We start from the raw sequence: 15,280 nt of genomic DNA on the forward strand, positions 1-15,280 counted from the left end.
TGCCGGCCTAAGTGAGCGGTCTCTAGATTCTGAGAAGTTCTTACCTTTCTACTGGCGGAGCTAAAGCGGTGTTGGTGACTCCGTTGTTGAACTAGTTTCGATAATTAGCGGAGTACCCATCGGAAAAACACTGAACACTTCGAGTGGCCCGGCCATTGCGGGAAGCTCGCGGCTGGGATTGTTGACAGAACTGGCAAGCCATCAGGCTGGATGGAGAACTTTGATACTCACTGGTGACAACCTCTTCGCTAACTTCTTGAACTTTTCCCAGATGAGGGATTGAAAGAACTTGAATTTATCGTCGCCAGCGCGGTGTACGCCCGTCCCGGATTTTCGGGAGCTATTGATGTAGGACTGATGCAAAGGAAATCATTACCATCCTGTCCAACAGTCAATGGCATGATGAATGACATGATCACTGTCGTTTTGGGTGCCGGTTTTTCCCGAGCCATTTCTGACCTTATGCCACTCACCTTGGATTTGGGACGTGAAATCCGCAGACCAGATATGGATCCAGTCGAGTATGCGCGTATTCCTGAGATCAAATCAGGAGTAGACCTTGAGAGGTGGCTTTCGAAGATAGCAGAACCGCAACCATATTTGGACGATCTGCGCAATGCGCTCGGCACCGTAGACTTTCATTCTGCCACCGCCGTTATTCAGTCCGTCTTGATTGATCGGCAGTATGAGGTCACAAGCGAGGAAATGCCTGACTGGCTACGAACGTTTGTCCGTTTTCTCCACAGCACGCGGTCAGATGTTATTACTTTCAACTACGACACACTGCTTGAACAGGCGCTGTGCAGAGTTCTAAATGACGACTTGGGACCAGGCAAAACGTATCCATTGCCCGTGAAACCTCAATTTCGCGGAGACCGAATTCCACCCTTGTACGTAGCTCCGCTGCGAGGAGTACCGGAGGAATCCTTTGTGAAGGAACCGTCCATACGTCTGACAAAGCTGCACGGGTCAGTAGATGCTTGGTGGGTTTCAGGGGACGAATCGGGTGCCACCATCGGATCCTTTGGACCTCAGTTTTGGGGTGAACAGTCACGGGATCACGAATGGGACCCTGACCTCAGACCCACGGGTCGATCTCCCTTCATCATCCCCCCGGTATCGTCGAAGTCACCCTTCTACAAAAATCCCGTAACTAGGCATCTTTGGCGAGACGCCGCAAATTCGCTGGCGGATGCCGAGCGAGTCTCTATTGTGGGCTATTCGGTCCCGATGACTGATCTAACAACTGCAAGCATGCTTGAGCACACGCTGAGCGGAGTCGGTGCAGTGAAGCAGGTCGACGTCGTTGACCCGTTTCCGGCTGGCGTATGCAGCTCTCTGGAGGCCCTAGGCATTTCCTCTGACCTGATCAAGACATTCAAATCGGTTCCTGAATGGGTCGATGACCTTATCCAGAGCGAGCTTGGTGGAAGCGATCCGATCATCATCCCCTTTTCTGGATAGGGCGCCCTCCTCAGCGCCGCGAAGCTCGAGTGAAGGTGAGTTCGGGGCAAGGCAAATGCTCCGGCCCAGACCGCTTTGAAGTGCCGCAAGGACATAGAGTTTTCTAAGGAAGAAGGGCATTAGCTAAACTTTGGAATACTTACTGCAATCAATGAAATGCGAATCCGTCTATTTTCATCATCCCTGGAACTCAGAACAAATTCATCTTGGGCGTTCTCCAAAGACAAGAAATTTTTGTGACCCATGATGCACGAACGGGCCTTGTCAATAATTCCTTGAACGTCTTCAATATCCCGAATGAATAAAATGAGACCGGCCCGAGTGTCACTCCAAACCACGTAACTCAATAATTGGTCCACAGCTGCGCTGAAAGCCTTGGAACCCGACCATATCTTGCACTCTCCGATGAACGCATTCAAATTGTTCCAGCGCAATAGGATGTCGGTTTTACCGTCACCCACGAAAGTTTCTCCTGTGACCAGCCCTTGCCATTGCGCATTCAGAATAAAAAGCAACATGTCCCGAAGAGATTCTTCATCTTCGACGAGCATGCGGTCGGCAACTTTGCGCTGACGTTCCAGAGCCTTCGCGAAGGATCGCATCGTGGCGACCAGCGAGTCAGCAATGTTTTCACCCAATACGTATTCGGACTCACCGGACTTCGCTCGTTTCGCAATTGACTCCAAAGATAGAGATTTGGGAGTCAATGGTATCTGCAATTGGCGGTCCAGCGGTGTAAGTTGGATGTTCTCTTTCTGAGCCCCTTTGCGGATCATGATGAGAGGAATTTTGCGGTTCTCTAGAATTATGCCCATTTGATCGGAGAGACGCTCCCGATGAATGGAGATTTCCTTGTTGATGGCTGCCAATTGTGTTTGGATCTCTATTGTCCATTCGCTGCGAAACTGTCCCACCGAGTCTTCAGTTAACTCAGATCGAGCAAGGGCATAGCTCTTCCGTACATGCCATCCGTCCGTGTCATTGCCCGTGACATGCACTTCGTAGTCACCTAGAAATCTAGCTGACGAGTTACAAAGCGCGTGGAATTGAATCTCCTGAGTTTGGTTCTCCGGACTCGGTATCTCGGCAAAGCCTGTGGAGTGGAGCTTCTGTACGAGTTGAATCTTATTCAAGTAGACCTCAGCAGGTTCAAGTGCGAAGTATTCAACAAGTGGGGGGACCAACTCATCAATTCGATTGACTGCGACCTCGTCGTCATCCAATCTCTTTGCGTAATTTCGAGCTTGGTCCTCTAGCGAAGCAAGTTCTGCTTCTAGGCTCATTAAATGAGGTAGTTCAGGCACACAGTCCTCTTCAAAAGTAGGGTTCAATATTGGCTTCAATCTGGTTCTACCCTAATTGATCGAACGGAACGCCATTTGGCTCCCCGGTTTCTTGGGGCGGGTGGTGACCGTCTACACATTAATCTCTTCCCAACCACCGGTGGGCAGGCTTGGAAGGCTTCCACCTAGGTGGGACCCAGGCAGCCCAACTCGCTCTCGTTGAATCGGTGGAATACCTCCCGCGCGGCGTCCTCGTTTGCGACCAAGGGCCGGGTGATCACGTGCAACGTGGTTTCGCTAGTCGAAGCCGGCCGGATCGTGGTCTGCTGCCGCTGCACCACGTTGGGGCCGCTCTTTTGATTCGCCGTAGGGGTTCCGTTGCAGCCTGGCGCTTTCCGCGGTCGCACCTTTACATGCTCAACCGCGTTTACCTCATTGCAGGGTTTCCATTACCGCCAATTGAACCGTCTCCGAATCATGCCGCCGTTTTGTGGGCGGCACGATCACCGCCGGGGTCAGGGACTTACCGTTCCATGCCGGTGCGCTTAAGACCGAATTCGACGTAGTTGACGTGGTTTTCGAATGGGTCCGTTTGTACCACAACGCACGCCTGCATTCCTCCTTGGGCTATCGGACCCCGGAGGAATTCGCGAAAAGTCACGATGATGAAAAATCAGGCTCGTTATCCGACGCTGCCGCCCACAAAACGGTGGCATGATTAGCCGAGGCTGGTAGGGGTTATGGCTGGGCAACTACGTCGTCAGTAAATTCACATGCTTTCCAGATTCAACTTCACGAGGTGAAGCTTGCCTTCGATTCACCAGGCGAGCGAAAGCTCTTGATGGTTTCCTTTTCACGGGGCGACACCTGACCAAGCAATATGTTTGCGTGGTAGGTCAGTGAGGTAAGCGGAACGTCATCTCCAGCGACTCCTAGCTCCTTCTGATTAAAGGCCTTCGCGTGTCGTTGAACATCGTGGTGCACGGTTTTTGCGTACTCAGAAACTCGGTAGTCACTGCATGCAACAACGGCCATTACCAGTGAGTCACATTTATCTTTTGACGCAAATATGTCTCCAACAATTGCGTTGAGCAAGTCCATTTGATGCTGGGTGGGCATTCCAAAGTGTTCCTTTGTCAGGCGATGACGTTCGATCGTTGACTCGAAGTCCTTGACCGCTGTCGTGAAGCTTGAAACTGCAGATCTAATTTCGCGTTTCTCTTCTTGTTTGTAGCGCTTGGAGGAAAGGACCACATTGATAATCCCGCCGACGAAAACGCCCAGCAGACCGATTAGCCCCGGAATGAGACCTGAAATTGAAGACAATACGTATGAAGTAGTCTCTGACGTTTCTGCGAGGATCATCCATCCATTCTATTGGGGTTGCGTTCGATAATCTCGGGCGCTTGGTGAGTGATGGTGCCGTAGTCCCCGAGCACGCGGTTGAACACGGCATTGGTTTGCGGTGTTGTCACGCCCACCTTGTGGCGGTTGCTGACCTGCCGGATGGGGTTTGGTCGGGGCTGATTTTGCGCATGGCCTACTCCCAGTCGCCCTCGGCCCCTGACCTCAAATCTTGCGAGAGTAAATCCGCGAATGCCGCCCTGAACTCGGCATGGAAAACCCTAAGCGATCGAAGGCAGTCATCTCGTTTATCCGGGGTTGTATGCCAGTACATCAGGTGGGTCGCAATCGAAGTCGTGTACAAGGTCAGTTGTTCGCCAAGTTCCTTCTGGAGGACTTCAACGTCCCTCCATGCCTTCTTCTGAGCGTCCGTGAAGTTCCTCATGTGGGGTATTTTTTTGTTGACTACGTGGTTCATGAAAACCGCTACGCCTTGAACTTCGCCCACAAAATTCCTGATCTCATTCGACATGTCTTTGTGCTTTGGCTCTAGGAACATCACATAGTAGGCCGCGTCTGAGATTAGTTGATTGGTTTCTCGAACCATATCGAATTGACCGTCCATCCAGTGAGCGGCAACGTCGCGCAGACGATTCTGGAGAGTTGGGAACGCAAGCGTTAGTTGTGTGTGCTCCATTTCGCGCCGGATTGTATTTTGCTCAGACTCTCGGGCAATCCTAGTTGCCTTTCGGCTCTCATGCAGTGCAACGATCACGGCGGCAGCTGTCGCCAGCGCTGCTACTACCGTTCCAACGGACGACCAAATTTCGGCCATGTTGGTCGCGCCAGTTACGCAGTATATGACTGCATCCTTCACCGCATTTGGTGATGGCACGGTGCATTTTAAGGTTTCTGCGAGGATCATGTGTCAATCCTATGAGGTGGCTGGGTTAAAGCCGCCCCTAACCTTGGGTAGCGGGTATTGGCCCGATGGTTCCTGGTGCGTCGAGGGTGAGGGTCACGTTGTTCTCATGTTTTGGCATGAAAAATCTAGTACGCGATGTTCTGGGTTGGGTAAAAGAAAACCGCTCGAAGGCGGCCTTTGGTGAAGCTAATCAGTCCGTGGTCGGCGGGTCTTCACCTTCCTCATCCTCATTCGGGTACTTCTCGATTATGTTGTCGCGGTAGGCCTTCCATTGGGGACCTCGCAACATGACTAATTGCAGGTTAGCCACCATGCTTCCCGTTTCAGAGAAGAGGTTTTCCAGATTCGCTGAGATGACGGTGTTTGCCAGTGCTGGGGCCAGATTCCCGGGATGGTTTCCGCAATCCTCAAGGCGGTCGATCTCTTGAGTCAGCAGGTCGACCGCTTTTGCCGCGCAGCTCGTCAAGTGGTTGTTTGTAGCGTCTCTTAGTTGTGGATCATCGGCAATGAGGTACATGCTCCATGACATCCATCTAGTCGTGACTTCGCGTTTCCGGCTCTCCATATCAAGGTTTGCGGCCTTACGAGCCGCTGAGATACGCCCGAAGTCGTTGGATTCCAATTCATCTTGCAACTCGTCTGAAATATGTCTGGCATGGTTCACAAACCAGATCAGCGTCTCGCAGTAATTGCCAAGTTGTTCAAGTTGCATCTGCTCGAGTGTGGTCTTACGTTGCGCATCGATTTGATCTTTGACGCCTTTGACGGACTTTTCTAGCTGGGAGATTGCGATGTCGTTTGAATTCCTGGCTTCATTCCATGCGCCCCTTGCGAACAAAAGTGCGATGGCGGTAACTACTACACCCACCCAAGCTGCCAGAGTCTGGGAATCCGCTGACGCCACAGGGTATGCCACGTCACAGAATAGTTCATAGGACTTCAGCGCGTCTGCGGAGGGGATGGTGCACTTTATTATGTCTGCGGAGATCATTCGTTAATCCTATGAGGTGGCTGGTGTTTCGCTGAGCTTGTCAGGTCTGATGCGTTGACCAGGAGGCGTCCACTCTGACCTCCTTCCTTTTTGGGCATGAGATAGGCCAGTTCGGGATGTACTGGCTGGCGTACTAAAAGCCTCGGTGATTAACCGGGGTAATTCATCGATACACAGGTGAGCTATTCAGTCTGGGTGGATTGGCGAGCTTTCAAAGTGTTCTCGTCGTGAATTACTTCAAACCGAAGCAATTCGTAGTTCAGCCCATGGGCAGCTATGTGCTGAAGCGAATGCCCAAGTCGTAAAAGCTCTGCAGACTGTTGGCAATTTGAAGTAAAAGGAATCGGCCTACATAAATCGGGTAGCGATCCCTTGGATCCGATCGCGTGGAAATCTGAGGTGCACGATGTCGCAAACTACGCCATTTCCCAGAAAAAGATGCCAACTAGTTTGGAAAATTCGGAAGATGCTCGTATGGCAACATCCGCGAATTTTGGGGTGACAAGTAGCTGGAAAATTGCCAAGTACCGTGGAATCTCACAACAACGGTGAAGTCGGCGCCCTCGGTGATTTTCAAGTTAGGTGGCGAAACCGCTGACGTTCCTATCGGGACGCCAGCGGTTTCGTGGTTAACGATTGGACGGTGAAGTGCCGTTCCTCGAGCTTGCCCTCGCGCACCTGCGGGCGCAGGAAGTCTCGGCGGTGACCTGCGATCGCGGCCGGTGAGTGTGAGCTCCAATGCAATGCCTTGCCACCCGCGTTCTATGCAACAGTCCTTCACGTAGAGCCCCGGTTTTGAGAACGCGCCCCAGGTCACCTATCTTTGACTTAAGTAAGCCTAACCTAAGTTCGAGAGCGCCCCTGTGACCATGACGCCTGCCCCCGCCAGCCCCGGCAACCCCACCTCCGGCAATGTCCCCGGCTCGGGCACCTACCGCGATGGCTGGGGGATCCCGCACCTGCGGGCCGATTCCGCAGACCAGCTGGCGCATCTGCAGGGCCTGAACGCCGCCACCGACCGCTCCTGGCAAATCGAGCTGGAACGCTGGCGCTCCGAGGGGCGAACCGCCGAAATGCTGGGCGCCGACGGCGTGCCGTGGGACCGATTCTCCCGCCAGTGCCGGCTCGAGGACACCGCGCGCCGCTGCTTCGAGGCCCTCGACGCCGACACGCAGCGCTGGTGCACCGGCTACGTGGACGGCATCAATCAGGCACTCCACGCGGGCCTGCGCGGCGGGCCAGAATTCGATCAGTCCGGCACCGCTCCTGCACGGTGGAATCCGTGGACCCCGCTGGGCGTGTTCCTCGTCCAGCACATCCTCTTCTCCACGTTCCCGAACAAGCTCTTCCGAGCCCATGTCGCCCGGACCCTTGGACCCGAGGCCGTCGCCCTGTTCAGTATCGAGGCCCCCGTATGGTCCGGCAGCAACGCCTGGGCCGCCCACGGGTCGGCCACCGCAGGCGGGTCGCCGCTGATCGCCGGGGACCCGCACCGGATCCTGGAACTGCCCGGGGTCTACCAGCAGATTCACCTGTCCTGCCCCGAGTTCGACGCCATCGGCTTCGCCTTCCCCGGCGTCCCGGGCCTGCCGCACTTCGGCCACACCGGCCACACCGCCTGGGCCATCACCAACGCCATGGCCGATTACCAGGACCTCTTCGAGGAAGAGCTGCGCCGGAGCGCTGACGGCGGCATCCAGGCGTACGGCCCCCTGGGCTGGGAATCCGCCGTCGCGAGCGTCGAGACGATCCTGGTCCGCGGAGGGGCATCCGAGGACGTGGAGGTAATCGAGACCGCCCGCGGACCGGTCGTCGCCGGGGGACTCGACGGCGGCGCGTTGAGCCTGCGGATACCGGCCCGGGTCGAGGAGCGGCTGGGTTTTGAGGCACTGCTGCCGCTGTTGCGCAGCCGCCGCGTCGCCGACGTGGAGACGGCCTTGGAACGGTGGGTGGAGCCGGTAAACAGCGTTCTCGCTGCGGACACCGAAGGAACCGTGCGGCACTTCCTTGCCGGGCTGGTGCCGCGGCGAAACCACGAGAACCGGCGCGTGCCGGTGCCTGCAGCCTCGGCCGAACATGCCTGGGACGGCAGCTATGTGCAGCTGCCGAGGACCGGGGTGGACCGTTTCGCGGTGAGCGCCAACGACCGCGAAGCGGGAGGCGGGGACCCCGTCGGAATGGAATTCGCTCCCGCCCACCGCGCCCGGCGGATCCGCGAACTCCTGGAGACCGCCGATGCCGAACCCCTCACCGTGGCGGACATGCAGGCCATCCACTCGGACACCCTGCTCGGTTCGCTGCCCGCCTTCCGTGCCCTGCTGGGATCGCTCGATGCCGGGACGCTGGCGCCCGGCGCCGCCCGGCTCCGCGCCCGCATCCTCGCATGGGACGGCCACATGGCCGCCGGCAGTGCCGACGCAGGGGCGTTCGCCGCATGGCGCTCGGCCCTGGTCCGCAGGATTTCCCGGCACCCGGCCCTGGAACCCCTGGCCGCAGTGCACGGGTATTCGCCGCTGTTCGGGCCGTGGCTTTCGGTGGCCTCCCGGGTGGGCTTCGCCATTGAGACCCTGCTGCTTCGCGGCACCGAGCTGGGGATCGACACGGGCGCGGAGGCAGCGGCCGCCCTGGTCGAGGCCGCCGCCGGGCCGGAGGAAAGCTGGGGTGGGCGCCACACGCTTCTGGCCGTGCACGAGCTTCCCGGCCGGCTCGCGGCCCGCGTCCCGGCCACGGCCCTCTCCGGCGACACCGGCTGCGTGCTCTCCACCGAGTCCCTGCCCGGCGTCGAGGACCGCAGCTTCCGCGGACCGGTGGCCCGCTACGTCTGGGACCTGGCGGACCGCGCGAATTCCCGCTGGGTCGTCCCGTTCGGCGCGGACGGCAACCCCGAACGCCCCCATTTTTCCGACCAACTGCCGCTCTGGGCGGCCGGCGGCCTCGTTCCGGTCATCACGGACTGGAACCTGCTGGTCAAAGACCCCGCTCTTGCCACGGAACCCCCATCCGGAAGGACCCCATGAAAACCACCCCCACAACGGCCCAGGACCTCGTCCTTCGCGCCGCCCTCTACACCGAGGACCTCGAATCCTGGGGGACGGTACGGGTCGTGCCGCTGTCCCCGGAGGGCGACCTCGACCTCATCCACGGCTGGGTCACGCAGGATCGTGCCCGGTACTGGGGTATGACTGAATACTCCCGCAGCGACGTCCTGGAGGTCTACCAGTTCCTCGAGTCGCTTCAGACGCACCACGCGTTCCTGGTGCTGCTCGATGGCGAGCCGGTGGCCCTCTTCCAGACCTACGAGCCACTGCATGATCCCGTGGGGGAGGCCTACCCGGCCCGGGTTGAGGACATCGGGATGCACCTGCTGCTGGCACCGGCCACCCGGCCCGTCCCGAATTTCACGTCGCGGCTGGCCACCTCGCTGATCAATTTCATGTTCTCCGACCCCGCCATCGACCGGATCGTGGTGGAGCCCGATGCCCGGAATGACAAGGCGGTGCGCCGGCTGGGGGCCACGTGCTTTGAGCTTGGGCCCAAGATCCAGCTGGCGGAGAAGGAAGCGCAGTTGGCCTACCTGACGCGGGAACGCTTTGGGCGCACGGAAAGGTTGCGTACGCGCTGAGCCTCGATCCGTGGCCGATGCAGATACGACGTTCACGGGCCGGTTTTCGAATCTCCTGTCGGCCGGCAGCACGGCCCCCCCTCATGGCTGGCGCGCCGGGCGGGCCGGTCGACTAGGGCGTCACTGCCCCGTTGAAGGTCGTGTCGCTGGCCGCCGGGATGGTTGGCGGAGCTGGTTTCTCAATGCCATGGCCGAGGCCGCCGCGGGTAGCTGGGGCACCTCGACGACTAGCCCATCGTCGACGCGGCTGCCGCGTAATTCGGGGTCAAGGCCGAGAAGGCGCAAAGCCATCCGGAAGGCCGGCGGACGAAGGTTTCCGTCACCCACTCGTCGGCAGCGAACGGCTCTCCTTGCCACCGGCCCTTGTTGGTGCCGTGGGCCAGCACCACCGCCACGTCGCCATAGACCCTGGCCTCGAGGACCTCGAAGGACATCTCGGAGTGGGTAAGGTTCCCCGACTCGACGGCCGCAAGGAACCCCTCCCGTTTTCCCGGACCCCCTTCGGGAGTGACCATCGTCCAGTCCGGTTCGGCGAAGGACCCGATCCGTGTTGCATCGTTGGCGACTATGGCTTCGGCCCATCGGTCGAGGAGAAGTTGGAACGCTGCAAGATTGTCGGTTTCCATGTGCACAGTATGGGCCCGCCATACACGGCAGGCAACAAACCGGGGCGGGCGGGATGAAGGAAAGGCACATCCGGCGTGCCGGTTTTGCGGAGACAAGCACCGGGAACATGCCGGCGGCCCCGGGCGGCACCGTCCGGATAGGGGAGTGGAAACTTAATTTGCCGGCACACCAGGGATCCACAGCGGCTCTTCGGCTCGGCCAGGTCCGGGTGCAGGGACGTGGTCCCGGTCGCGGCCAGCGTGCGCGTGTCCGACCATGATTTGCCTTCACTGGCCACAAACCGGCACCCGAGCCTGCTGAGTGAACGCAGGTCGCTTCTCCAAGTCCCTAGGCATCGCCCCCGTGCCTCATCCCGGTTCAAACCTATGAACTTTCAAGGTCATCCGGGGTTCGGTCCTTCTCCGCCCGCGTGTCCGGGCACGCCAGGGACATGACCACCGTGACGGCCTTGCGGTGGCGCGTCGTCAGCGCCATTCCCTCGAGGTTCTCCGCGCCCTAGGTCACCCCGACCTTTTGCCATGAGGCAACGCGTCCAGGCACGTGAAATCCTTTCATGAGTCAATTCGGTCCCTCTAATCTGCGAGCACTTTTCATGAGTCTCGCCGGCCCCTTGAACTCCACTGGGACCGGGCCTAGCATTGCTGGCACGGGCACCGGCGGGGCACCCGATTGTCCGGGTGCCGGTGAGGCCCGAAAACGAACTGGCCGTCCTCGGGACAGGGGACCGGCAGAGGGCTACGTCGATCGGATCGGGGAGAACATCATGGGCGAGACTACGGCAGGGGCGTCGTCGGCGGAGCTGATGGTGGACCTGATCATTTCCCTGGACGGGTACGCCTCGGCCGAGGGATGGCCCGGCTGGTGGGGCCTTGAGGCGCCGGAATACCTCGCGTGGCTCGAGCGGGAAGGGCAGAGGCAGCACACCTACCTCCTCGGCGCGAACACCTACCGGTTGATGTCCGCCATGTCGGCGGAGGCGGCGGCCGCGGATTCCGGATTCTCCGAGACCGAAGCCGCCAGTCTGACGGGCCTTGCCGACGTGCCCAAAGTCGTCTTTTCCTCGTCCCTTCGGGGGCCCCTGAGCTGGCCGAATTCGAGGCTGGTGAGCGGGGATGCGGTCGAGGCCGTGGCCGAGATGAAGCGGAGCGGCAACGGTCCGATGAGCACCCTCGGGAGCCTCAGCCTGAGCCGGTCGCTACTGACCGCGGGACTCGTGGACCGCTTCCGGATAGTCGTTTTCCCCGTGATCACGGGCAGGACCGGCAACGAACGCATCTACGACGGGTATCCGGACGTGGCCCTCGAAATGGTGGACAGCAGAACCTTCGACGGACGGCTCCAGCTGCTCGAATACGTCCCCACCGTGCTCAACGGTCCGCCGGGCACCGCACCGAAGTGAGCCCATCCTAGTGAGTCTGCCTTTTTGGAAGAGGTCGGCTGGCAGGGCAGCCCCATGTGCCGGGTGTGCTAGGAAGCCGCGGGATTCTTCCGGGTTGGCCTGGCCCGAACATGCATGCGTTCGCCTTGCGGCCCAAAGAGGCTGAGGAACTCCACGCCCTGCCCGTCCGCCAGCCCAAACCAGTGCGGGGTGTGCGTATCGAATTCGGCCGCCTCGCCGGCCGGGAGCACCAGGTCGTGGTCCCCGAGCCGCAGTCTCAGGTTCCCCTTCAGGACATAGAGCCATTCATAGCCCTCGTGGGTCGCCAGCGGCGGGTCGGCAATGGTTTTGCCGGCCGGGATCACGTGCTTGAATGCCTGGAGCCCGCCGCCGGTCCCGCGGCTCAGCGGCAGGATGGTCATGCCGTGGCGGACGATGGGCCTGATGTGGATGCGCGGGTCCCCGGTGGCAGGAGCTCCCACCAAGTCGTCCAAGGGCACACCGTGGGCGCGCGCCAGTGGCAAGAGTTGTTCCAGGGTGGGTCTGCGCTGGCCGGATTCCAGTCGGGACAGGGTGCTGACCGAAATGCCTGTCTGCGCCGAGAGCTCCTGCAGGGTGAAGTTGCTGCCGTTCCGCAGGCTGCGCAGCCGGGGTCCGACTTGCGCGAGGGTGCTGTCCAGGTCTTGTTCCATGGTCCCATTTTGCCATACCGGCAAAAATGATTGCCAGATGTTGGGAGATGGATCCATGCTGGGTGGTGCACCGGATTTCCCCGGTGAAAAGACGATCCAAGGAGCATGAACCATGAACACGACGCCGGATACATTCGACGTGGCCATCATCGGCGGGGGAGCGGCGGGACTGGCCGCAGCCCAGGCGCTGGGACGCTCCCGCCGCAGCGTCGTCGTCATCGATGCGGGGGAACCGCGCAACGCCCCGGCCGAAGGAGTGCACAACTTCCTCACGCGCGACGGACTGCCGCCACGTGAGCTACTTGCCCTCGGCCGGGCAGAGGCGGAGGGCTACGGCGTCGAATTCCGCAACGCCCGGGCCACGGCAACGCGCCGCGACGACGCCGGCTTCGGAATCGAGCTGGAGGGCGGGCGGTGGCTTGCCGCCCGCCGCATCATCCTCGCCTCGGGTGTCAGCGACCAGCTTCCGGAGGTTGCGGGATTGACGGCATACTGGGGCAAGAACGCGCTGCACTGTCCTTACTGCCACGGCTGGGAGGTCAGGGACAGGGACATTGCCGTACTGGACAGCCCCTTTGCCGTCCACCAGGCCCTGATGTTCAGGCAGTTGAGCGATCGCGTCACGTTGTACACCGCTCCGGGGCGGGAATTCGATCCGCTGGAGCGCGAAAAGCTGGAGGCTCGCGGCATCGGAATCGTGGCGCAGGAAATCACCGCGGTGCGCGGCAACGAGACGCACCTGACCCACTTGGCCTTCCGGGACGGTGGCGAGCAGGCAGTCGATGCCCTGGTCGTCATGCCGCGCTTCACGGCGGGGATCGCGGCCCTGGCGGGCGTTGGCCTGCAGGCAACGGCGCACCCCTCGGGCATCGGCACGCACGTGGCCGCCGACGAGACCGGCAAGACCGAGATCCCGGGGCTGTGGGCGGCAGGGAACACGCGGGACCCCATGGCGCAGGTGATGATGGCCGCCGCCGACGGGCTGCGCGTTGGGGCGATGGTCAACGCCGACCTCATCCAGGAGGAGACCGACGCGGCGGTGGCTGCCTTGCGAGCCCGTGCCGTCGTCTAGAAGAGCTGGCGCCAGTTGGTGGACGCAAGGTCCAGCAGCTCGTCGCCCTTTCCCGACATCACGGTGCGGACGGCGTAGAGCGCAAAGCCCTTCGCCTGCTCGGCCGTGATGGCCGGGGGCATCGAGAGTTCCTGGCGATCCGTCACCACGTCGATGAGGGCGGGACCGTCATGGGCCAGGGCGTCGCGCAGGGCGTTGGGCAGGTCCTTCGACTTTTCCACCCGGAACCCGCGGATGCCCATGGCCGTGGCGACGTCGGCGAAGTTGGGGTTGGACAGGTCGGTGGCGAAGGTGACGAACCCGGCCGCCTTCATCTCGAGTTCCACGAAGTTCAGTGACGAGTTGTTGAAGACCACGATCTTCACCGGCAGCTTCGACTGGACCAGGGTGAGCAAATCGCCCAGCAGCATGGCCAGCCCGCCGTCGCCCGAAAGGGTCACCACCTGCCTGCCCGGGTTCGAGGCCTGGACCCCGATGGCCTGCGGGATTGAGTTGGCCATGGTGCCGTGGTTGAAGGATCCCAGCAGCCTGCGCCGCCCGTTCATGGTGAGGTAGCGGGCCGCCCAGACCACCGGGGAGCCGACATCGGCCAGGAAGACCGCGTCGTCGTCAGCCAGCTCGTCCAGCGTGCGGGCCAGGTATTGCGGGTGGATCTTCGCGCCCTTGCGCGCGGGGGTGGCCAGGTCGTCGAGCTTCTCGCGGGTCTTGCGGTAGTGCTTCTGCGCGTCCTGCAGGTGCGTGGTGTCGGCCTTGCGCTCCAGCAGCGGTGCCAGCACCTCCAGGGTGTCGGCAACGGTGCCGACCAGCCCCGCGTCGATCTTGGTGCGCCGGCCCAGCTGTTCCCCGCGCACATCGACCTGGATGATTTTCGCGTCCTGCGGGTAGAACTGCTGGTAGGGGAAGTCGGTGCCGAGCAGCAGGATGGTGTCGGCGGCGTCCATGGCCCGGTACCCGGAGGCGAAGCCGAGCAGGCCAGTCATCCCGACGTCGTAGGGGTTGTCATACTCGATGTGCTCCTTGCCGCGCAGCGCGTGCACCACCGGGGCGCCCAGCACCCCGGCAATGTTCACCACCTGCGCGTGGGCCCCTGCCACGCCGGCGCCGGCCAGGATGGTGACCCGCTTGGCGGCGTTGAGCAGGCCTGCCGCCCGGGCCAGGTCCTCGGCATGGGGCAGGACGGCGGAGCGGCTGGCGTTGAGCACCGAGACGCGCGTGCCCTTCGCCTCGGCCAGGGCGACGTCCCCGGGGATGACCAGCACCGCGACCCCGCGCCGCTCGATGGCCGTGCGCATGGCGATCTCCAGCAGGCGCGGCATCTGCTCGGGGGCGGAGACCGTCTCGCAGAACACGCTGGCCTCGCGGAAGAGCTCGGCCGGATGGGTTTCCTGGAAGTAGTTGCTGCCGATCTCGGAAGTGGGGATGTGCGCGGCGATGGCCAGTACCGGGACGCGGTTGCGGTTGGCGTCGTAGAGCCCGTTGACCAGATGCAGGTTTCCCGGTCCGCAGCTTCCGGCGCAGACCGTGAGCCTGCCGGTCATTTCCGCCTCGGCGCCGGCGGCGAAGGCGGCGGTTTCCTCGTGCCGCACCGGGAGCCAGGCGATCGACCCGTCCTTGCGCATCGCGTCGGTGAGGCCGTTGAGCGAGTCACCCGCCACCCCGTAGATCCGCTGGACTCCGTTGGCCTTGAGGGTGGCGATCATGGTTTCGGCGACAGTGGGCATCGGTATCTCTTCCTGGCGGGTCGGGACGATTGTTCCCCACCCTACGCCGGGGCCTCTCGGCCCGCCAAGGGTTTTTGCTGGTCACCGGGTGATTCCGCGGCTGAATTGTGGCCCGGGTCGCATTGCTCGCTAAGCTGGGTCCCGGATACACGGTGGCAGGA

Annotated in this window: 12 protein-coding genes; 5 read left to right on the forward strand and 7 right to left on the reverse strand. The window is 61.0% G+C overall.

The annotated features are described in order from the left end of the window. The first annotated feature begins 279 nt into the window (after nucleotides 1-279). Nucleotides 280-1,464, forward strand: a complete 1,185-nt coding sequence (locus tag AC6CHY_RS12335) for a hypothetical protein (RefSeq protein ID WP_498226899.1) — start codon at nucleotides 280-282, stop codon at nucleotides 1,462-1,464. A gap of 119 nt (nucleotides 1,465-1,583) precedes the next feature. Here AC6CHY_RS12335 and AC6CHY_RS12340 read toward each other — a convergent pair whose 3' ends face one another. From AC6CHY_RS12340 to AC6CHY_RS12355, 4 genes are all read right to left on the reverse strand, one after another. After that, complete coding sequence (locus AC6CHY_RS12340; RefSeq protein ID WP_498226900.1) at nucleotides 1,584-2,747, reverse strand: hypothetical protein; 1,164 nt, start codon at nucleotides 2,745-2,747, stop codon at nucleotides 1,584-1,586. A gap of 792 nt (nucleotides 2,748-3,539) precedes the next feature. Continuing rightward, nucleotides 3,540-4,112, reverse strand: coding sequence for a hypothetical protein (locus AC6CHY_RS12345; protein WP_498226901.1), 573 nt, complete (start codon nucleotides 4,110-4,112; stop codon nucleotides 3,540-3,542). A gap of 175 nt (nucleotides 4,113-4,287) precedes the next feature. Further along, nucleotides 4,288-5,016, reverse strand: a complete 729-nt coding sequence (locus tag AC6CHY_RS12350) for a hypothetical protein (RefSeq protein WP_498226902.1) — start codon at nucleotides 5,014-5,016, stop codon at nucleotides 4,288-4,290. 190 nt (nucleotides 5,017-5,206) lie between these two features. Then, nucleotides 5,207-6,007: a hypothetical protein gene (locus AC6CHY_RS12355; RefSeq protein ID WP_498226903.1), complete on the reverse strand. Its 801-nt coding sequence runs from the start codon at nucleotides 6,005-6,007 to the stop codon at nucleotides 5,207-5,209. A gap of 869 nt (nucleotides 6,008-6,876) precedes the next feature. On the opposite strand from AC6CHY_RS12355, the gene AC6CHY_RS12360 reads away from it, so the two are divergent. Together AC6CHY_RS12360 and AC6CHY_RS12365 are read left to right on the forward strand one after the other, a co-directional pair. After that, nucleotides 6,877-9,024 carry a penicillin acylase family protein gene (locus AC6CHY_RS12360; protein ID WP_498226904.1) on the forward strand — a complete coding sequence of 716 codons (2,148 nt, stop codon included), beginning with the start codon at nucleotides 6,877-6,879 and terminating at the stop codon, nucleotides 9,022-9,024. Then, nucleotides 9,021-9,629 (forward strand): GNAT family N-acetyltransferase, encoded by a 609-nt coding sequence (locus tag AC6CHY_RS12365; protein ID WP_498226905.1) that lies wholly within the window; start codon nucleotides 9,021-9,023, stop codon nucleotides 9,627-9,629. Before AC6CHY_RS12360 ends, AC6CHY_RS12365 begins: the two co-directional genes overlap by 4 nt. A 227-nt stretch (nucleotides 9,630-9,856) precedes the next feature. On the opposite strand, the gene AC6CHY_RS12370 is transcribed toward AC6CHY_RS12365, so the two are convergent. Continuing rightward, on the reverse strand, nucleotides 9,857-10,255 hold the full coding sequence (locus AC6CHY_RS12370) for a nuclear transport factor 2 family protein (protein WP_498226906.1): 399 nt from the start codon (nucleotides 10,253-10,255) through the stop codon (nucleotides 9,857-9,859). A 764-nt stretch (nucleotides 10,256-11,019) separates the two neighbouring features. Between AC6CHY_RS12370 and AC6CHY_RS12375 the strand changes: the two genes are divergently transcribed. Beyond that, complete coding sequence (locus AC6CHY_RS12375; RefSeq protein ID WP_498226908.1) at nucleotides 11,020-11,655, forward strand: dihydrofolate reductase family protein; 636 nt, start codon at nucleotides 11,020-11,022, stop codon at nucleotides 11,653-11,655. 68 nt (nucleotides 11,656-11,723) lie between these two features. On the opposite strand, the gene AC6CHY_RS12380 is transcribed toward AC6CHY_RS12375, so the two are convergent. Further along, nucleotides 11,724-12,326 carry a helix-turn-helix domain-containing protein gene (locus AC6CHY_RS12380; protein ID WP_217387836.1) on the reverse strand — a complete coding sequence of 201 codons (603 nt, stop codon included), beginning with the start codon at nucleotides 12,324-12,326 and terminating at the stop codon, nucleotides 11,724-11,726. Between the two features lie 112 nt (nucleotides 12,327-12,438). Here AC6CHY_RS12380 and AC6CHY_RS12385 point away from each other — a divergent pair, with 112 nt between their 5' ends. Beyond that, a complete protein-coding gene (locus tag AC6CHY_RS12385; protein ID WP_498226909.1) occupies nucleotides 12,439-13,398 on the forward strand; it encodes an NAD(P)/FAD-dependent oxidoreductase in 960 nt (319 codons plus the stop codon). Here AC6CHY_RS12385 and poxB read toward each other — a convergent pair. Next, nucleotides 13,395-15,119: a ubiquinone-dependent pyruvate dehydrogenase gene (gene poxB, locus AC6CHY_RS12390; RefSeq protein WP_498226910.1), complete on the reverse strand. Its 1,725-nt coding sequence runs from the start codon at nucleotides 15,117-15,119 to the stop codon at nucleotides 13,395-13,397. The two genes, AC6CHY_RS12385 and poxB, sit on opposite strands and share 4 nt — an antisense overlap. Nucleotides 15,120-15,280 lie beyond the last annotated feature (161 nt).

This window comes from Paeniglutamicibacter sp. GQ140, from assembly GCF_059759235.1.

Bases quoted from the DNA above. Each gene is read 5' to 3' on its own strand.
- AC6CHY_RS12375 (WP_498226908.1), top strand. From the start codon at position 11,020: ATGGGCGAGACTACGGCAGGGGCGTCGTCGGCGGAGCTGATGGTGGAC.
- AC6CHY_RS12360 (WP_498226904.1), top strand. From the start codon at position 6,877: ATGACGCCTGCCCCCGCCAGCCCCGGCAACCCCACCTCCGGCAATGTC.
- AC6CHY_RS12365 (WP_498226905.1), top strand. From the start codon at position 9,021: ATGAAAACCACCCCCACAACGGCCCAGGACCTCGTCCTTCGCGCCGCC.
- AC6CHY_RS12340 (WP_498226900.1), bottom strand. From the start codon at position 2,747: ATGAGCCTAGAAGCAGAACTTGCTTCGCTAGAGGACCAAGCTCGAAAT.
- AC6CHY_RS12385 (WP_498226909.1), top strand. From the start codon at position 12,439: ATGAACACGACGCCGGATACATTCGACGTGGCCATCATCGGCGGGGGA.
- poxB (WP_498226910.1), bottom strand. From the start codon at position 15,119: ATGCCCACTGTCGCCGAAACCATGATCGCCACCCTCAAGGCCAACGGA.
- AC6CHY_RS12345 (WP_498226901.1), bottom strand. From the start codon at position 4,112: ATGATCCTCGCAGAAACGTCAGAGACTACTTCATACGTATTGTCTTCA.
- AC6CHY_RS12350 (WP_498226902.1), bottom strand. From the start codon at position 5,016: ATGATCCTCGCAGAAACCTTAAAATGCACCGTGCCATCACCAAATGCG.
- AC6CHY_RS12380 (WP_217387836.1), bottom strand. From the start codon at position 12,326: ATGGAACAAGACCTGGACAGCACCCTCGCGCAAGTCGGACCCCGGCTG.
- AC6CHY_RS12355 (WP_498226903.1), bottom strand. From the start codon at position 6,007: ATGATCTCCGCAGACATAATAAAGTGCACCATCCCCTCCGCAGACGCG.
- AC6CHY_RS12370 (WP_498226906.1), bottom strand. From the start codon at position 10,255: ATGGAAACCGACAATCTTGCAGCGTTCCAACTTCTCCTCGACCGATGG.